This is a genomic window from Bradyrhizobium sp. AZCC 1588 (assembly GCF_036924735.1).
In the GTDB taxonomy this organism is placed as follows: domain Bacteria; phylum Pseudomonadota; class Alphaproteobacteria; order Rhizobiales; family Xanthobacteraceae; genus Bradyrhizobium.
Genome location: NZ_JAZHSC010000001.1, coordinates 7040187 through 7057819 on the forward strand (window position 1 = coordinate 7040187; position 17633 = coordinate 7057819).

The window sequence follows — 17633 nt, forward strand, 5'->3', positions numbered from 1 at the left end:
GCGGCGACGCAGCGCGTAGGATGGGTGGAGCGAAGCGATACCCATCAACCACAGTAGCGAAAGTGATGGGTTTCGCGAAGAGCTCAACCCATCCTACGAGCTAAGCCCCACGCAGGCCGCTCAACAACCCCAACCGATCGGCAATCCCACCAAAATCCTTGGCGACGATGTCCCAATTGCCGGTGGCTTCGAAATCGTACTTCTGGTGCGGGCCATATTCGGTCGGCCGCGCGACGAAGGCGGTCTTGAGGCCGTTCTGTTGCGCGGCTTTCAGATCGCCATTATGGGCGGCCACCATCATCACCTGCTCGGGCGGCAGGCAGAGCAGTTTGGCGGCGCCGAGATAGGTTTCGGGATCGGGCTTGTAGTGCTCGAACAATTCCGCCGACATGATGAGGTCCCACGGCAGGCCGGCGAACTTTGCCATGTTGGTCAAAAGCGCGACGTTGCCGTTGGAGAGCGGCGAGATGATGTACTTCTTCTTTAGCCGCGTCAGCCCGGGCACGCTGTCGGACCACGGATGCAGGCGGTGCCAGCCCATCGTCAGGTAGTGCAGATCGGCGTCGCTCAGCCCCCTGATTCCGAACTCGGCGACCAGTTTTTCCAGCGAGCGCCGGTGCAGCGTGTCGAGGATCTGATAGCCGCGTTCGGGATGTTTGCGCACCTCATCCATCGAGGCCATGTAAACGCCGCGCCAGCCATCGACCAAGGCCGTCCAGTCGGCCTTGATGCCGGAGGTTTTCGACCACTGTGTGAAATCGTTGATGAGGCCGGTGCGCCAGTCGACGACGGTGCCGAACACGTCGAACACCAGGGCTTTGACCGCGGAAATGTCGGACATCGGTCGCGCTCTCCCTATCCGTCATTCCGGGGCGCGCGCAGCGCGAACCCGGAATCCATTTGGCCTCTGGCTCCGCGGATGAATGGATTCCGGGCCCGCGCCAAGAGGCGCGTCCCGGAATGACATCCCTCAATCCAGATGAAACTTATCCAACTGCCGGTGCTCGGCCTTGATGTAGCGCACCGTGCCCGTTACCGAGCGCATCACCACCGTTTCGGTCTCGATCACGTCATCCTTGCGGAATTTGACGCCCGTCAGCAGCGAGCCGGTGGTGACGCCGGTTGCCGCGAACAGGCAGTCGCCCCGCACCATGTCCTCGATGCCGTAGATCATTTTTGGATCGGTCACGCCCATCTTGTGCGCGCGCTCGCGCTTCTCCTCGCTGTCGAGGATCAGCCGGCATTGCATCTGGCCGCCGATGCAGCGCAGCGCCGCCGCCGCCAGCACGCCCTCGGGCGCGCCGCCGGTGCCGATATACATGTCGACGCCGGTGTTGTCGGGGTCGGCACAATGGATCACGCCGGCCACGTCGCCATCGGTGATCAGCCGCACCGCGGCGCCGGTCGAGCGGATGCTGGCGATGATGTCGGCGTGGCGCGGCCGATCGAGCACAAGGACTGTGATCGCGCCAGGCTCGACGCCTTTGGCTTTGGCGAGCCGGCGGACATTGTCGGCGGGCGAAGCGTCGAGTTCGATCACGCCCTTGGCGTAGCCTGGGCCGATGGCAATCTTCTCCATGTAGACGTCGGGCGCATGTAGCAACGTGCCGCCATCGGCCATCGCCATGGTCGCGATCGCGCCCGGCATGTTCTTGGCGCAGAGCGTGGTGCCTTCCAGCGGGTCGACGGCGATATCGACCTGCGGACCCGCGTTCAGCCCGACCTTCTCGCCGATGAACAGCATCGGCGCCTCGTCGCGCTCGCCCTCGCCGATCACGATGGTGCCTTCGATCGGCAGCTTGTTGAGCTCGCGGCGCATCGCGTCCACTGCGGCCTGGTCCGCCGCCTTCTCCTGGCCGTGGCCGCGCAGCCGCGCGGCCGAAACGGCTGCACGTTCCGTCACCCGCACGATTTCAAGCGTGAGGATGCGCTCGAGCAGCAATTGCGGCGGAACGGAAATATGGGTCGACATCGGCTCACTCCTTTAAACCTGCACGGGCCTTCTGGCCCGCATTCAATCCTTTGGCACGCAATCCGTTCGGATCCCGCGTCAGTTCTTTTCGATCCGTATCACCTGCGGCCGGCCGCTGATGACCTTGTCGCGCTGCACCGCCTCCAGCGCGCGATAGACCGCATCCTCGGACGTCGCGTAAGTGATCAGAATGACCGGAACCGGCGCGCCTTTCTTCGTCGCACCGTTCGCGTCGACACCTTCGGGGTGGCGCTGCACGATCGATTCCAGCGAAATCTTCTGTTCGGCAAGGCGGGTGGCGATGGTAGCGGCGGTGCCGGCAAGGTCGCGCGCCATCAGGCGAATGTAATAGCCGCCCTCGTGGCGCTCCATCGGCGCCTTGGTGGTGTCGCGCAGCCGCTCCACCGGGCGTCCGAACGGTTTGGCGCGAATGCCGCGCGCCACGTCGGCGATATCGGCAACCACGGCGGACGCCGTCGCAGCGCCGCCGGCGCCAGGTCCCACCAGGGTGATCGCGGGAATGCCCTCGCCGTCGATGGTCACGGCGTTGGTGACGCCCATCACCTGCGCGATCGAGGACGATTTTGGCACCATGGTCGGATGCACGCGCTGCTCGATGCCCTTGGCGGTGCGCACGGCAACCCCGAGCAGTTTGACCCGATAGCCGAGTTCTTCCGCCGCCCGCAGATCTTCCGGCGCGATTGAGGAGATGCCTTCGACATAGACCGCGCTCTGCGCCACTTTGGTGCCGAAGGCGAGGCTCGCCAGGATTGCAAGCTTCTGCGCGGTATCATGGCCATCGACGTCGAAGGACGGATTGGCTTCGGCATAGCCGAGCCGCTGCGCATCCTTCAGGCATTCGGCAAACGACAAGCCCTCATGCTCCATCCGGGTCAGGATGTAATTGCAGGTGCCGTTGAGGATGCCGTAGACGCGGTTGACGCCGGTGCCGGAAAGCCCCTCGCGCAAGGTCTTGATGACCGGAATGGCCGCGCCGACCGCCGCCTCGAAGTTCAGGGCGCCGCCATGCTTCTCGGCAGCCTTTGCCAACCGAATGCCGTGTTTGGCGATCAGCGCCTTGTTGGCGGTTACCACCGACTTGCCGGCCTTCAGCGCGGCCTCGATCGCCGACAGCGCCGGCTCGCCGGAGCCGCCCATCAGTTCGACGAAGCAATCGACGTTGGGATCGTTGGCCAGCGCCACCGGGCTCTTGGCCCAGTCGATGCCGCGCAGATCGAGCGAACGCTTTTTCGCTTTCGAGCGCGCGGTGACGGCAACGACGCGCACGCCGCGCCCGCTGCGCTCCGACAGCGTGCGCGACTGCTCTTCGATGAGGCGGACGACTTCGGCGCCAACAGTGCCGAGCCCCGCGATACCCACTCTCAGGGGTGCGACCATGAATGAGAGAACCTGCAGTAAAAGGGATTAACGCCGGTTGGCGAGAGGAACCACGTTGTGCAACGTTTCAATGCCGCTTTCAAGGAAGCGGCGCACCCCGCGCGCGGCCTGGCGGATACGCTGCTCGTTTTCCACCATGGCGATGCGGACAAAGCCTTCGCCATGCTCGCCGAAAGCGACGCCGGGCGAAACCACCACACCTGACTTCTCCACCATCAGGGTCGCGAACTGCATGCTGCCGACGCTCTCGAAGGCTTTGGGCAGCGGCGCCCAGGCGAACATCGAGGCCTGCGGCGGCGGGATCTCCCAACCGGCCCGGCCGAACGATTCGACCAGCGCGTCGCGGCGCCTGCGGTAGGTGTCGCGCATCTCCTTGATGCAATCGTCCGGCCCGTTCAGCGCGGCGGTGGCCGCGACTTGAATGGGCGTGAACGCGCCGTAGTCGAGGTAGGATTTCACCCGCGCCAGCGCGGCAATGATCCGCTCGTTGCCGACGGCAAAGCCCATGCGCCAGCCCGCCATCGAGAACGTCTTCGACATCGAGGTGAATTCGACCGTGACGTCGATTGCGCCGGGAACCTGCAACACCGAGGGCGGCGGATTCCGGTCGTCGAAATAAACTTCGGCGTAGGCCAGATCCGACAGGATGAAGATCTCGTGCTTCTTCGCGAACGCCACCAGATCCTTGTAGAAATCGAGCTCGGCAACATAGGCGGTCGGATTGGAGGGATAGCACACGATCAGCGCGATCGGCTTCGGGATCGAATGAATGATCGCGCGCTCCACCGCCTCGAAAAACTGCGGCGTCGGTTCCGAGGGCACTGAGCGAATCACGCCGCCCGCCATCAGAAAGCCGAAGGCGTGAATCGGGTAGCTCGGATTGGGGCACAGCACGACGTCGCCGGGCGCGGTAATCGCCTGCGCCACATTGGCAAAGCCTTCCTTCGAGCCCAGCGTCGCAACGACCTGTGTATCCGGATTGAGTTTTACGCCGAACCGCCGTCCGTAATAGGCGGCTTGCGCCTTGCGCAGGCCGTTGATGCCGCGCGAGGCCGAGTAGCGATCGGTCCGCGGCTTGCCCAGCGTCTCCTTCAGCTTCTCGAGCACATGGGGCGGCGTCGGCAGGTCCGGATTGCCCATGCCCATGTCGATGATGTCGGCCCCGGCATTGCGCGCGGCCGCCTTGGCCTGGTTGACCTTCTCGAACACGTAAGGCGGCAGACGGCGAATGCGATAGAAATCTTCCATGGGACCCTTGCTCCGACAACCGGCAGGACAGAATCGGACGGAACCTGCGCGCGCTACGAAACCCGATCGGCTTCGTCCAAAAAATCGCGCCCAATCAAGGATTTGGAGCGAATTCAGGCGTGAGGTCTTAAGGCTCTGGACCCGCAATGCGGTTGAATTGGGTTCTTTTACCACGGGAGCCCGGCAGCGCCAGTAATTAGGTCACTTCTTGGCCGGTTTTGGCGGGGTGGCGGCGGCCGCCTGACGGTCGCGAGCGGCGGTCAATTCTGCCTGGATTTTAGCCAACTCGGCTGGCTTCATCGCCTCCTCGTTGCGGTCCGGCGGCAGGTCGTGAACCGGTAGATAGCCACCAGCTTCCTTCGGGCGCTCTGGCGCGTCAGCCGGCAGGCCGAAGCCCGGCATATCAGCGATCTGGGTCGAGCAGCCGCCGAGCGCAAGCGCCGCCGCAAGCAGCGTGGCAACCGACCACAGCCTTATCGTTCGATCCACCGCCATTCCGTCCCGGAAATCCCCAACTACCTGATGCAGCGCACGCGCATCGCGACGACATCTATGCGCTGGTACGAGCCTTGCAACGCCAAATCGTCCCGCGCCGTTGATTTCGCTAGAACCGTTCAAACCATTGTCGCCCGAAACGATTAAAGCCCAAAGAGCAAACCGAGCCGATGCGGCTGCAATGTGTCGGTCAGAACACAAGAACTTTATCGCAGTGCAACAGGGTTAACTCAACCTTGTTGCCACCAATCCACGCGGTGACGAACGCAAAATGAAGCTATAGTGTCCCTGATATGAGTGACGTCAACACCGAAACCCAGGCTTCGACAACTTTCAACGCCGAAGCCTTCGCCATGAACATCGCCAAGGCGATGGAGACGAGCGGCCAGGCGCTCGCGGCCTATCTCAAGCCGCGCGAGGACGGGGAGCCGAAGGACAAGCCGCCAAGCGAAATCGGTGAAGTCGTCAAGACCTTCACCAAGGTGGCGGAATACTGGTTGACGGACAAGGAGCGCGCCGAAGCTCTGCAGACCAAAATGGGCAAAGCCTATCTCGATCTCTGGGGCTCTGCGATGCGCCGCATGGCCGGTGAACAGGCCAAGCCTGCGATCGAGCCGTCGCCGCGCGATAAGCGCTTCAAGGATCCGGAGTGGAAATCGAATCTGTTCTTCGATTTCGTGCTGCAGCTCTATCTGCTCACCGCGCAATGGGCGCAGGAACTGGTGAAGAACGCCGAAGGCGTCGATCCGCACACGCGCAAGAAGGCCGAGTTCTACGTTCAGCAGATCACCAACGCGATCGCTCCGTCGAATTTCGTGCTTACCAATCCGGAAGTGCTGCGCGAGACGCTGGCCTCGAACGGCGACAACCTCGTTCGCGGCATGAAGATGCTGGCCGAGGACATCGAGGCCGGGCGCGGCATGCTGCGCATTCGTCAGTCCGATCCATCGAATCTCGAAGTCGGCGTCAACATGGCGACGACGCCGGGCAAGGTGATCTACCAGAACGAGCTGATGCAGCTCATCCAGTACACGCCGACCACGGAGACGGTGTTGCGCACGCCGCTCTTGATCGTGCCGCCCTGGATCAACAAGTTCTACATTCTCGATCTCAAGCCGGAAAAATCCTACGTCAAATGGTGCGTCGACCAGGGCATCACCGTGTTCGTGATTTCCTGGGTCAATCCGGACAAGGAACTCGGCAAGAAAACCTTCGACGACTACATGAAGGAAGGCCCGCTGACCGCGATGGACATCATCGAAAAGGTCACGGGCGAGATGAAGGTCCATACCGCCGGCTACTGCGTCGGCGGCACCCTGCTGGCGTCGACGCTGGCCTGGCTCGCCGAGAAGCGCCGCCAGCGCGTCACCTCGGCGACGTTCTTTGCGGCGCAGGTCGACTTCACCCATGCCGGCGATCTGCTCGTGTTCGTCGACGAAGACCAGATCGCGACGCTGGAGCGCGAGATGGAAGCACGGGGCGTTCTCGAAGGCAGCAAGATGGCGATGGCCTTCAACATGCTGCGCTCCAACGACCTGATCTGGTCCTATGTCGTCAGCAACTACCTGAAGGGCCAGCCACCCTCCTCCTTCGACCTGCTGCACTGGAACTCCGACGCCACGCGGATGCCGGCGGCCAACCATTCCTATTACCTGCGCAACTGCTACCTGGAGAACCGGCTCTCCTCCGGCAGCATGGTGCTCGACAACACCCTGCTCGACCTGTCGAAGGTCAAGGTGCCCGTCTACAATCTGGCGACGCGCGAGGACCACATCGCGCCGGCGGATTCGGTGCTCTACGGTTCGCAGTTCTTCGGTGGCCCGGTCAAATATGTGCTGTCCGGCTCGGGCCACATTGCAGGCGTGGTCAACCCGCCTGACGCGGGCAAGTACCAGTACTGGACCAACGACAACATCAAGGATGTCACGCTCGCCGACTGGATGAAGAACGCCACCGAGCACAAGGGATCGTGGTGGCCCGACTGGCTGCAATGGATGGAGGGCATCGACGCCGAGCGCGTGCCCGCGCGCGCCGTCGGTTCCGAGGAGATGCCGCCGATCGAGGACGCACCCGGCAGCTACGTCAAGGTGCGCGCGTAGCACTGAGGCGCGCTGTTGGGTATAACCGGCCATCCCATGGCGGGAATCGTTGAGGGGAAACCATGACGCAACCAATAACGCGTGAATTGTTCTGGCTGACTCTGACCGTGATTTTGACCGGGCTCATGTGCGTCCCCTACTTCATCAATCGCTGTCAGGTGCGCGGCCTCTCCGGCGCCATGGCCAACCCTTCGCGCAACGACAAGCCGCATGCGGATTGGGCCAATCGGATGATGTTCGCACATGACAATGCGGTCGAGAATTTGATCATCTTCGCGCCGCTGGTGCTGATCCTCAACGCCATCGACTATTCCGACAGATGGACCGTACTCGCCTGCGCCGTGTATTTCTGGGCCCGCGTCGCGCACCTTATCGTCTACACGCTGGGCCTGCCGGTATTCCGCACGCTGGCCTTCACCGTCGGCTTCCTGGCGCAAGCCGTCCTGGCGCTGGCGATCTTCAGGGTGGTTTGAAAACCTTCCTGCGCACGAAACACGAAACCAAAAGCAAAACCCCGGAACTCGGCTCCGGGGTTTTGTCATTGGCGGCCTCTGAAACAGCGCTCAGTATTTCGCAACAACAGGCGAATTGAAGTGATCGTTGATGCCGGTGCGGAATTGCAGGGTTTCCTCGTCCACCACAGCACCTCACATCACGGAAACAGCGCGATCTGCTCTAGCCCGGCCGCCTCGGGCAATCCGAACATCAGGTTCATGTTCTGGATCGCCTGTCCGGCCGAGCCCTTCACCAGGTTGTCGAGCGTGGAAATCACGATCGCCCGGTTTTTGATGCGGTCGGCGACGACGCCGATCTGCACATAGTTGGAGCCGCGCACGTTCTGGGTCTGCGGCAGTACGCCCTTCTTGGCGACATGCACGAAGGGCTCGTTGGCGTAAGCCTTCTCCAACGCACCCCGCAAATCGTCCGGCGTCGCTCCGCCGTTGAGCCTGACATAGGACGTGCAGAGTTCGCCGCGCGCCATCGGGATCAGATGCGGCGTGAAGTTCACCGTCACCGCAGCGCCCGCGGCGACGCCGATCTCCTGCTCGATCTCCGGCGCGTGCCGGTGGGTGCCGACCGAATAGGGCGACAGCCCCTCGCCCGCCTCGCTGAACAGCGTGTTCTGCTTCAAGCCGCGCCCGGCGCCAGTAACGCCCGACTTGGCGTCGATGACGATGTCGTCGACGTCGATCAGTTTTGCCTTGGCGAGCGGCACCAGCGCGAGCAGCGCCGCGGTCGGGTAACAGCCGGGACATGCGACGAGCCGCGCGGCCGCGATCTTCTCGCGGTAGAATTCGGTGAGGCCGTAGACGGCCTCGCCCTGCAGTTCGAGCGCCCGGTGCTCATGGCCGTACCATAGCGCATAGGTGTCCTTGTTGCGCAGCCGGAAATCGGCGGACATGTCGAGCACCTTGATGTTGGGGTTGGCCCTGAGGACGGCGGCGATGATCTCCTGCGTGGTGCCGTGCGGCAGCCCGCAGAATACCGCGTCGAGGCCGGTCCAGTCGACCTTCTCCCACTCGACCAGCTTCGGCAGATCGAGCATGAAGAAATGCGGAAACACGTCGCCCATCGACTTGCCGGCGTGGGTGTTGGCGGTGAGCGCGGTGATCTCGGCGTTCGGATGCCGCGCCAACAGGCGCACCGCGTCGGCTCCGGTGTAACCGGAGGCACCGAGAATGCCGATCTTCTTTTTCGAGCTCATCACGCGTTCCTTTCTTCAGGCGTCGTCGTTTGCTTGTCTTGTACCGTAACCGCCGCGAATGCCAGCGGCCGTGCCGCGCGCATCTGGGCTGCGATTTCACGCGCGTCGGTGTCGCCTTGCGAGGCGAGCGCCTGGGCCAGCGCGGTGTAGTCGGCGTCCGACTTGTGCTGGTTCAGCTTGAAGCTGCCCTCAACCTCTTCGACCGTCATCTCGAGTCCCACGATCGCCTTCTTCATCGCCGCCAGCCGCCCTGCCGTCATCTTCGAGGACAGCCACGGCTTCTTCGGCAGCAGCCGCTCCTCGAACTTCGCGCTCAGCGTCTCGATCTGCTCGGCCAGTTCATCGTCCGACATCACCCGCACCGGGCCGGTCAGATGCACGGCCTGATAGAGCCAGGTCGGCACCTGATCCGGCGACACGTACCAGTCCGGCGACACATAGGTATCGGTGCCATTGACGGCCAACAACCACGGGGTCGCGCCGTCGGCGAGCTTCACCAGCGGATTTTGCCGCGCAACGTGAAACGCCGCGCGCGGCGTGCCGTCATTGGCCGAGGTCAGATAGAACGGCAGCGACGAGGCGACGGGCTTATTGCCATCCCACGCGCAGGCCAGACCAAAGCCGCGCGCTTCCGCAAACGCGAGGCTCGCGGCGCGGTCGGACTTGAACGGTGGTGGCGTATACATCTCAAACTCCTGCTTGACGTAGGAGCCGCCAGTTCAGACCGCGTTTTCTGGAAAAGGAAGAAGCCGCGGGACCGGATCCGGCGGCAGAGGCGACAATCTCAAACGCAGACGTCCGCCCATACCGCGACGATGGCGCGGCGGCGGCGAGCGATGGAGATGGTCGAAGCGAAAATCATAGGCGCGGCTATAAGGCCGCGCCCGGCTGGCGTCAAGCTCTAGCCGTCATTCCGGGGCGCACGCGAAGCGAGCGAACCCGGAATGACACTGCGTGTCAGATCACCGGACTCCACGGGGCCGGGATCAGCCGGTAGCCATTGCCGTCCTTTTCGACAAAACCATTGGCCGGGAACGGGTAATGGAAGCCCTGGACCCGCATCTTGTCGGCGACCAGCATGTCGTAGACCCGCCGGCGGGTCTTTTCCGCCAGCGCCGGATCCTGGTCGAACATCAGGTGCCAGCCCGGATTGGTGACGAACAGCGCCGGCAGGTTGGTGACATCAGATTGGATGAACACCTTGTCGGAGCCGGATGCGAGAACATAGGAGGTGTGGCCTGGCGTGTGGCCGATGGTTTCCACCGCCGTCAGTCCAGGCGCTACTTCCTTGCCCCACTCATAGGGCGTCACCTTCTTCTTGAGCCCCGCCTCGAGCACGCGGCGGGCGTTCTTGAACACGGTCTGCATCCGCCCTTCCGGCGCACGGCTCATCTCGCCGTCGTCCATGAAATATTTCCATTCCGCCGCCGGCACCAGCACCTCGGCATTGGGAAAGGTCGGTGTGTTTTCGGCGGTCAAAAGGCCGTTGATGTGGTCACCGTGGAAGTGCGAGATCACGACGATGTCGACTGCCTTGGGGTCGAAGCCCGCGGCAACCATGTTGGCGCCGAACTGGCCGACATTCCCCTTGCTCGACGCAAAGGCCGCGGCGCCGTTGCCGGTATCGACCACCACGAGCTTGCCACCGGTATTGATGACCAGCGGCGCGAACTGGATCGACATCTTGTCCTTCGGCATGAAGGCCTTTTCGAGCGCCGCGTTCACTTCGTCCTTCTTGGCGTTGAGCACGAACGTGTCGGGCAGCGCGAAATTGTTGACGCCGTCAGAGATGGCCGTCACCTGGGCATCGCCCACCTTGTAGCGATAGAAGCTCGGCGCCTGCTTGTCCGCCACCTGGGCGGCCGCCCTGGCAGGCGCCTGTGGCAACAGCGGTGTGGCGGCGAGCGCCGCGGCGCCAGTGAGTGCGTGACGACGTGTCAGTTGCATGGTGATGTTCTCCCCAGTGAGATGATGGATACGAGGGCGGGATTCACCCCGCTTTGATGCGTGCCCTTGGGCGGTCGCCGCTGAACCTATCAGCACTTCTGCGATAGCGCGACGACACGACGGCAATGCGAAGTTGCTCTTGTCTAGCTATGTTGGGGCTAACACCCCCGTCATCCGCTTATTCCGTTCGATGCTACACCACCCGCCACAGCCATTCGGCGATCTTCCCCATGACGTCGCCTACCAGCAGCAGAACAGCCGACCAGACCAGGGCCGAGACAAAATTGGCGATCTGAAAGGGCCAATATGACATCTCGAAAATGCCGGCTGCGAGCGGCACCGAGGCGCGCAGCGGCCCGAAGAACCGGCCGATGAAGATCGAGGGCACGCCCCATTTTTTCACGAATTCCTCGCCGCGCGGCAGGATCTCGGGATAGCGCGACAACGGCCACATCTCGGCGACATGCTCCTTGTAGCGGTAGCCGAACCAGTAGGAGACCCAGTCGCCGAGCGCCGCGCCGAGGCCGCCGGCGAGCCAGACCGGCCAGAAGCTGATGCCGCTGACGCCGATCAGCGCGCCGATCGCGACCAGTGCGCCCCAGGCCGGAACCACCAGCGAGACGAAAGCCAGCGATTCGCCGAATGCCAGCACCAGGACGATCGGGGCGGCCCAAGCCTGATTGTCGCGCACGAAATCAGCCAGAGCACGCACATAATCGTCCATTCCGAGCCCTTTCCGCCCCGATTCCTGTCTTTGAACCCTTCTACCGGTTCCGCCGGGAAGAACAGGTAAGCCAGCCCCTTCCGCGACATCAAGTCACAAAGCAGGGGCCGGCGCGTGAACCCACATCGGATGGGCAAGAGGCCTGAGCCAAGAGCCAAGCATTTGAGCCAAGGATCTGAGCGTTGGCGATCAGCTCTGGGGCGGCGGTGGCCGCCTGGATGGGCGCGGTTTCGCCGGACGCGGCTGCGCAGGAGCGATCGGTTGCAGAGTCACAATCACGGGATTCGGCTTGTGATCCAGCGCGGCACCGGTGGCCGCATCGACGCCCATGCCGACCAAGCCGCCAAGCAAAATGTTGCCGGCGAAGCCCGCCGCGCCCGTGCCCGGAATTTCCTTGGTGAGCGGGATGACCTGCGGCTCAAAACCCTCTTTGTTGACGGTCACAGTGATGTCGGCGCTGCGCTTGGCCACGACCACGCACGGGGTGACGCAGGCGGTCGGCACATCCAGCCCCGATACCTCGGCGGTGGCGCCTGACGGCGTGCTCGAAATGGAAATGTTTTCGGTCGTTCCACGCGTCACCGACGCACAACCAACACACGGCGCCGCGAGTGCGACGGCCAACAGCAATCTGATCATTGGATTTGTTCCCCCTGCCGCCGCGACCTTCACGCAACCCAAAGGTGAACGCAAGTCTGCTCATCTCGATCGGCTTGGTTATTGTTAATCGGACGCAATCCCCTTATTGGCTGCGGCTTCCCTGCAGGGTGCCCCGGCCTCGCCTCGGCGGTCACTTTTTGAGCCCATCCGTGGCATAGTCACAGCAACCGATTCGCTGCCGCGCGCTGCGCGCAACATCTAAAGAGCCATGTCCAAGTCATTGAAATCAGCTACAAAATCAAAGCCCGCCAGCGACCTCTTTGGGGCAGAGTCGAAGAGTCGCGCGGCGCCCAAGGCCGCGTCGCGCGGAACCAGCGCCGAGGCTGGCTATACCGCGGCCGACATCGAGGTGCTGGAAGGCTTGGAACCGGTGCGCCGCCGCCCCGGCATGTACATCGGCGGCACGGACGAAAAGGCGCTGCACCACCTGTTCGCCGAAGTCATCGACAACGCCATGGACGAAGCGCTCGCAGGGCATGCCTCCTTCATCGAGGTGGAACTAAGCGCCGACGGCTTTCTGACCGTCACCGACAACGGCCGCGGCATCCCGGTCGATCCGCATCCGAAGTTTCCGAAGAAGTCGGCGCTCGAAGTCATCATGTGCACGCTGCATTCCGGCGGCAAGTTCGACTCCAAGGTCTACGAGACCTCGGGCGGCCTGCACGGCGTCGGCGTCTCCGTGGTCAACGCCCTCTCCTCGCGGCTCGAGGTCGAAGTCGCGCGCAGCCAAAAGCTCTACCGGATGAGTTTTGAGCGCGGCCACCCCAAGGGCAAGCTCGAGGACCTCGGCAAGATCAACAACCGCCGCGGCACCCGCATCCGCTTCAAGCCGGACGCCGACATCTTCGGCGCCAAGGCGGCCTTCAAGCCGCAGCGCCTGTTCAAGATGACGCGCTCGAAAGCCTATCTGTTCGGCGGCGTCGAGATCCGCTGGCGCTGCGATCCCGCGCTGCTGAAGGGCATCGAGGACGTGCCGGCCGAGGACAGTTTCCACTTCCCGGGCGGCCTGAAGGACTATCTCGCCGCCGCCATTCACGCCGACACGCTGGTGCACCCGGATATCTTCTCCGGCAAGTCGGGGCGCAACGGCGCCCATGGCGCCTGCGAGTGGGCGGTCGCGTGGACCGCGGATGCCGACGGCTTCCTCTCGTCCTACTGCAACACCGTGCCGACGCCGGATGGCGGCACCCACGAATCCGGCCTCCGCAGCGCAATGCTGCGCGGCCTGAAAGACCACGCCGAGCGCATCGGCCAGGGCAAGCGCGCCGCGCCCGTCACGTCGGAAGACGTCATGGTGGGAGCTGCGGTGATGCTGTCCGTGTTCGTGCGCGAGCCGGAATTCCAGGGCCAGACCAAGGATCGTCTCGCCACCGCAGAGGCCCAGAAGATCGTCGAGCAGGCGATCAAGGATCCGTTCGACCACTGGCTGTCGGGCAATCCGCTGCAGGCCAACAAGCTCCTCGATTTCGTCGTCGAGCGTGCCGACGAGCGGCTGCGCCGCCGTGCCGAGAAGGAGATCTCGCGCAAGACGGCCGTGAAGAAGCTGCGCCTGCCCGGCAAGCTTTCCGACTGCACCAACAGCGCTCAGGAAGGCTCGGAACTCTTCATCGTCGAGGGTGACTCGGCCGGCGGCAGCGCCAAACAGGCGCGCGACCGCAAGACCCAGGCCGTGCTCCCCCTGCGCGGAAAAATCCTCAACGTCGCTTCCGCCGGCAAGGACAAGCTGACGCAGAACGCGCAGCTCTCCGATCTCATGCAGGCGATTGGCTGCGGCACCGGCGCGCATTATCGCGAAGAGGATCTGCGCTATTCGCGCATCATCATCATGACGGACGCCGACGTCGACGGCGCGCATATCGCGTCATTGCTGATCACGTTCTTCTACCGCCAGACGCCGCGTTTGATCGACGAAGGCCATCTCTATCTGGCGGTGCCGCCGCTCTATAAACTGACCCACGGCAGCAAGTCGGTCTATGCCCGCGACGATGCACATAAGGAAGCGCTGCTGAAGAGCGAGTTCAACGCCAACGCCAAGGTCGAGGTGAACCGCTTCAAAGGCCTCGGCGAGATGATGCCGGCGCAGCTCAAGGAAACCACCATGGACCCGGCCAAGCGCACGATGCTCCGCGTGGTGCTGCTGGCCGACGACCGCGAAGGCACCGCCGATTCTGTCGAGCGGCTGATGGGAACCAAGGCCGAGGCCAGATTCGCCTTCATCTCAGACAAGGCGGAGTTCGCCAGCGACGAGCTGCTGGACGTCTGAATCTCATCAGAACAGGCGATTTCCGGCGATTCCCGGCCTATTTGGCCGGTCCATTGCCGGAATCTGCCCGTTTTTCGGGCTTTTGCCCGTCATTCCTTTTCGGCCCAGTGTGCTTCCCCCGCAACAGCAATTTGGCCGGAACTGCGTATAGTCACGGTACTGGATTTTGGGAATCGGCGCTCGCGCACCTCGTCAAGCGAACGAGAAGTTAAGGAACTGGACATGAAAAAAGCACTGCTCGCTCTGACCGCGGTTGCGGCATTCACCGGATCGGCCGCGGCGGCTGATCTTGGGGCACGCCCCTACGCCAAGGCTCCGGCGCCCGCGGCCGCAGTGTACAACTGGACCGGGTTCTACATCTTCGGTGGTGGCGGTGGCGGGCTCTGGAGCGCTGACAGCAACGTGATCACCTTTCCCGGTGCTGTGGCCATCACCCGCGATCAGCGGAATGGCGGCAGCGGCTGGTTCGGAACGGTCGGCGCCGGCTATGATATGCAGTTCGCCGGCCGATGGGTGGCCGGTATTTTCGGTGACGCGCAGTTCGGAGATATCCGCGGCTCCCTCAGCGATCCTTTGTTCGGCACCGAAGGCCGCATGAAGCTCGAGACGACCTATGCCGCTGGCGTGCGGCTGGGCTATCTGGTTGCTCCGAATGTGTTGTCTTACGTTAATGCTGGCTACTCCGGTTCAGAGTGGTCGGGTACTACTCAATCCACTATCTTCGCGCCCGGTGGCCCTGGAATCTACACCACGCCCTCCTTCGATCGTAATGGATGGTTCATTGGCGGCGGCGTCGAGAACAACCTGGATCTTTTTGGCATCTCGGCTCCCGGCTGGTTCATGAAGACAGAGTATCGCTCTGCTTTCTATGATCGCGTGACCTTGCCCGGGACGGTCACCCCTGCCTTCGGCGGTGGTCCGACTGGCACGGCGGTGACCTTCAAGCCCTGGACGCAGACCATCAGCACCTCGCTGGTCTACCGCTTCAACTGGGGCGGCGCTCCGGTCGCTGCCAGGTACTGATCGGCAAAGACCGGTCTCGGCCAATCAACAACTCAAAAGCCCCGGCATCGCCCGGGGCTTTTTTGTTGCCCGGCGCGGGACCCTAAGCAAGCAACCGGGGCACGAGGCCTCCGCTTAACGATCATTCTCGTCAGTTCCCTGGCCCCCGCCGCCTTTAGCGACCGATAGGTCCGCCGCAGCCGGCACTCGAGCTCGGACCAGTCCTGATCCGTCATCGCCTGCCCGCGCGCGTCGCGGTAGGCCATCGCCCCGGCGCGGCCAATACCTGACATCCCGAGCGACGGATCGTCCGGCCGCTTGCCGTAGGTGATGGCGGCCACGCGGGCAACCGTCACGCCGTACTGCGCGGGGCCCACGGCCTCGCGCCTTGCCTGCCACCAATCGAGCTCGAGACGCGCGGCCTCCTCGACATCGAAGCCGCCGGGTGCAGCCGATGCGAGCAAACGGTAGTAGGTCACGAGCGCGGGCAGCGCGGCGTTGGCGGCCTCGTGGGAGCGCGTCGGCTGGAAGGCTCTCGCAGCCCTGGCCGCCGCAAATGCGATCCGCAAGCTGTCGAGTGGCGAGAAGCCGAACTGCGTCCGCGACAGCTCGTAGAGATGGAAGAACAGCGCGGGATAGCGTTTGTCGTAATAGTCGCGCCACATCGCGGTTTCGAGCTGCGCGATTTCAGCCGAATCGAAGGCGCGCAAATCAGCGTTCCGCGGCCACGACACATAGGCGCCGATGGCAACCAGAATCAACGCGAGCGCTAGACAGATCATTCGGCAGCTCATGAGGATCCTTGGCGATGCCGCAACTTCCGGCCTTGCGAAGCCGGCCGGCTTTCTATTCGATCGGAAGCTACGGCCGCCGCCGGCAATGGTTTCCTGCGGTGGCCCGAAGACTCGACCGAAGACACGACCGAAGACAAAGCCGCGCCGCGTCCCCGCGCCATAGCGGCAGGAGGGAGGAAGCCATGGCCAGATCCCTTTCGATCATCGGCTCTCTAGCGCTTGCGATCGGCCTGTTGTGGATCGGACAGGGCACCGGCGCGATCCCTTGGCCGTCATCGAGCTTCATGATCAATCAGTTGCAATGGGCCGGATATGGCGCGGTGCTCGTCGCCGTCGGCCTGATCCTGATCTGGCTAGGCAACCGGTAGATTCGTAGGGTGGGCAAAGCGAAGCGTGCCCACCCTCCTTCACTCGTTCTGAAAAGGGTGGGCACGGCGCGAAGTGCGCCTTTGCCCACCCTACGAAAACCAAAAGCAAACGGACAACTCACATGACCACAAAACTCTTCGACCTCACCGGCAAGGTAGCCGTCATCACCGGCGGCAATGGCGGCATCGGGCTCGGCATGGCCCGGGGCCTCGCAGAGGCCGGCGCGGCGATCGCCGTGGTGGGCCGCAACGAAGCCAAGTCGGCCGACGCGGTCGCGGAACTTACGAAAGGCGGCGCCAAGGCGATTGCGGTTGCGGCTGATGTCACCGACAAGGCAGCGGTCGCCGCGATGACCGAGCGCGTCATCCGCGATCTCGGCCGCATCGATATCCTCGTCAACAATGCCGGCATCAACATCCGCAAGCCGCCGCATGCGCTTGATATCGCCGAATGGAACAGCGTGATCCAAACCAACCTCACCAGCGCCTTCCTGTGCTCTCAGGCGGTCTATCCGGCGATGAAAGCGGCCGGCGCCGGCAAGATCATCAATATCGGCTCGATGATGTCGATCTTCGGCGCCAGCTTCACGCCGGCCTATGCCGCGAGCAAGGGCGGCATCGTGCAGTTCACCCGCTCCTGCGCCTGCGCCTGGGCAGCCGACAACATCCAGGCCAACGCCGTGCTGCCGGGCTGGATCGACACCGACCTCACCAAGCGCGCCCGCCAGGAGATCGACGGCCTGCATGATCGCGTGCTGGTACGCACCCCCGCGGCACGCTGGGGCGGGATAGACGACTTTGCGGGAATCGCCGTCTTCCTTGCCTCGCCCGCCTCTGACTTCGTCACCGGCACGGCGATTCCCGTCGACGGCGGGTATTCCGTTATGGGGTAGCCGCTTCCTCGTTAGGCTGCGCTTAACGCCCACGCAAATACCTGCCGCCTGACGAGGGGCACTTA

The 17633-nt window shown here is 63.4% G+C and carries 18 protein-coding genes; 7 read left to right on the top strand and 11 right to left on the bottom strand.

Features of this window, described 5'->3' with window-relative positions; all coding sequences use genetic code 11:
- Positions 1 to 100: 100 nt before the first annotated feature.
- The 5 genes from V1277_RS32990 to V1277_RS33010 form a co-directional block, all read right to left on the bottom strand.
- Positions 101 to 841, bottom strand: a complete 741-nt coding sequence (locus V1277_RS32990; protein ID WP_334419905.1) for a haloacid dehalogenase type II — start codon at positions 839 to 841, stop codon at positions 101 to 103.
- A 129-nt stretch (positions 842 to 970) separates the two neighbouring features.
- On the bottom strand, positions 971 to 1972 hold the full coding sequence (gene glpX / locus V1277_RS32995) for a class II fructose-bisphosphatase (protein ID WP_334419906.1): 1002 nt from the start codon (positions 1970 to 1972) through the stop codon (positions 971 to 973).
- Positions 1973 to 2050: 78 nt separating this feature from the next.
- Positions 2051 to 3370 carry a homoserine dehydrogenase gene (locus tag V1277_RS33000; RefSeq protein ID WP_334419908.1) on the bottom strand — a complete coding sequence of 440 codons (1320 nt, stop codon included), beginning with the start codon at positions 3368 to 3370 and terminating at the stop codon, positions 2051 to 2053.
- 27 nt (positions 3371 to 3397) lie between these two features.
- Entirely contained in the window at positions 3398 to 4618 is a 1221-nt protein-coding gene (locus tag V1277_RS33005; protein WP_334419909.1) for an LL-diaminopimelate aminotransferase, read from the bottom strand.
- Between the two features lie 201 nt (positions 4619 to 4819).
- Entirely contained in the window at positions 4820 to 5113 is a 294-nt protein-coding gene (locus V1277_RS33010) for a hypothetical protein (RefSeq protein ID WP_334419910.1), read from the bottom strand.
- 293 nt (positions 5114 to 5406) lie between these two features.
- Here V1277_RS33010 and V1277_RS33015 point away from each other — a divergent pair, with 293 nt between their 5' ends.
- Both V1277_RS33015 and V1277_RS33020 read left to right on the top strand, forming a co-directional pair.
- A complete protein-coding gene (locus V1277_RS33015) occupies positions 5407 to 7212 on the top strand; it encodes a PHA/PHB synthase family protein (RefSeq protein ID WP_334419913.1) in 1806 nt (601 codons plus the stop codon).
- Positions 7213 to 7286: 74 nt separating this feature from the next.
- Positions 7287 to 7685 (top strand): MAPEG family protein, encoded by a 399-nt coding sequence (locus V1277_RS33020; RefSeq protein ID WP_334369280.1) that lies wholly within the window; start codon positions 7287 to 7289, stop codon positions 7683 to 7685.
- A 179-nt stretch (positions 7686 to 7864) separates the two neighbouring features.
- Here the strand turns inward: V1277_RS33020 and argC are convergent, their stop codons facing one another.
- The 5 genes from argC to V1277_RS33045 form a co-directional block, all read right to left on the bottom strand.
- A complete protein-coding gene (argC, locus tag V1277_RS33025; RefSeq protein WP_334419915.1) occupies positions 7865 to 8917 on the bottom strand; it encodes an N-acetyl-gamma-glutamyl-phosphate reductase in 1053 nt (350 codons plus the stop codon).
- The gene (locus V1277_RS33030; RefSeq protein ID WP_334419916.1) at positions 8917 to 9603 is read right to left on the bottom strand and encodes an FMN-binding negative transcriptional regulator; all 687 of its coding nucleotides are present in this window, start codon (positions 9601 to 9603) and stop codon (positions 8917 to 8919) included. The genes argC and V1277_RS33030 overlap by 1 nt, the downstream gene beginning before the upstream one ends.
- Before the next feature lie 271 nt (positions 9604 to 9874).
- Positions 9875 to 10864, bottom strand: coding sequence for an MBL fold metallo-hydrolase (locus tag V1277_RS33035; RefSeq protein ID WP_334419917.1), 990 nt, complete (start codon positions 10862 to 10864; stop codon positions 9875 to 9877).
- 193 nt (positions 10865 to 11057) lie between these two features.
- A complete protein-coding gene (locus V1277_RS33040; protein ID WP_334375607.1) occupies positions 11058 to 11588 on the bottom strand; it encodes a DedA family protein in 531 nt (176 codons plus the stop codon).
- A gap of 189 nt (positions 11589 to 11777) precedes the next feature.
- Positions 11778 to 12170, bottom strand: coding sequence for a PEGA domain-containing protein (locus tag V1277_RS33045; protein ID WP_334420521.1), 393 nt, complete (start codon positions 12168 to 12170; stop codon positions 11778 to 11780).
- Here V1277_RS33045 and V1277_RS33050 point away from each other — a divergent pair.
- The 3 genes from V1277_RS33050 (at position 12052) to V1277_RS33060 (ending at position 15534) form a co-directional block, all read left to right on the top strand.
- Positions 12052 to 12315, top strand: a complete 264-nt coding sequence (locus V1277_RS33050) for a hypothetical protein (protein WP_334420555.1) — start codon at positions 12052 to 12054, stop codon at positions 12313 to 12315. The genes V1277_RS33045 and V1277_RS33050 overlap by 119 nt on opposite strands.
- A 141-nt stretch (positions 12316 to 12456) precedes the next feature.
- Complete coding sequence (gene parE / locus V1277_RS33055; protein ID WP_334419918.1) at positions 12457 to 14511, top strand: DNA topoisomerase IV subunit B; 2055 nt, start codon at positions 12457 to 12459, stop codon at positions 14509 to 14511.
- A 222-nt stretch (positions 14512 to 14733) separates the two neighbouring features.
- Positions 14734 to 15534, top strand: coding sequence for an outer membrane protein (locus tag V1277_RS33060; RefSeq protein WP_334419919.1), 801 nt, complete (start codon positions 14734 to 14736; stop codon positions 15532 to 15534).
- A gap of 32 nt (positions 15535 to 15566) precedes the next feature.
- Here V1277_RS33060 and V1277_RS33065 read toward each other — a convergent pair whose 3' ends face one another.
- Positions 15567 to 16274, bottom strand: coding sequence for a hypothetical protein (locus V1277_RS33065; RefSeq protein WP_334419920.1), 708 nt, complete (start codon positions 16272 to 16274; stop codon positions 15567 to 15569).
- Between the two features lie 215 nt (positions 16275 to 16489).
- On the opposite strand from V1277_RS33065, the gene V1277_RS33070 reads away from it, so the two are divergent.
- Positions 16490 to 16675, top strand: a complete 186-nt coding sequence (locus V1277_RS33070) for a hypothetical protein (RefSeq protein ID WP_334419922.1) — start codon at positions 16490 to 16492, stop codon at positions 16673 to 16675.
- 122 nt (positions 16676 to 16797) lie between these two features.
- Positions 16798 to 17568 carry an SDR family NAD(P)-dependent oxidoreductase gene (locus tag V1277_RS33075; RefSeq protein ID WP_334419923.1) on the top strand — a complete coding sequence of 257 codons (771 nt, stop codon included), beginning with the start codon at positions 16798 to 16800 and terminating at the stop codon, positions 17566 to 17568.
- Positions 17569 to 17633: the final 65 nt, after the last annotated feature.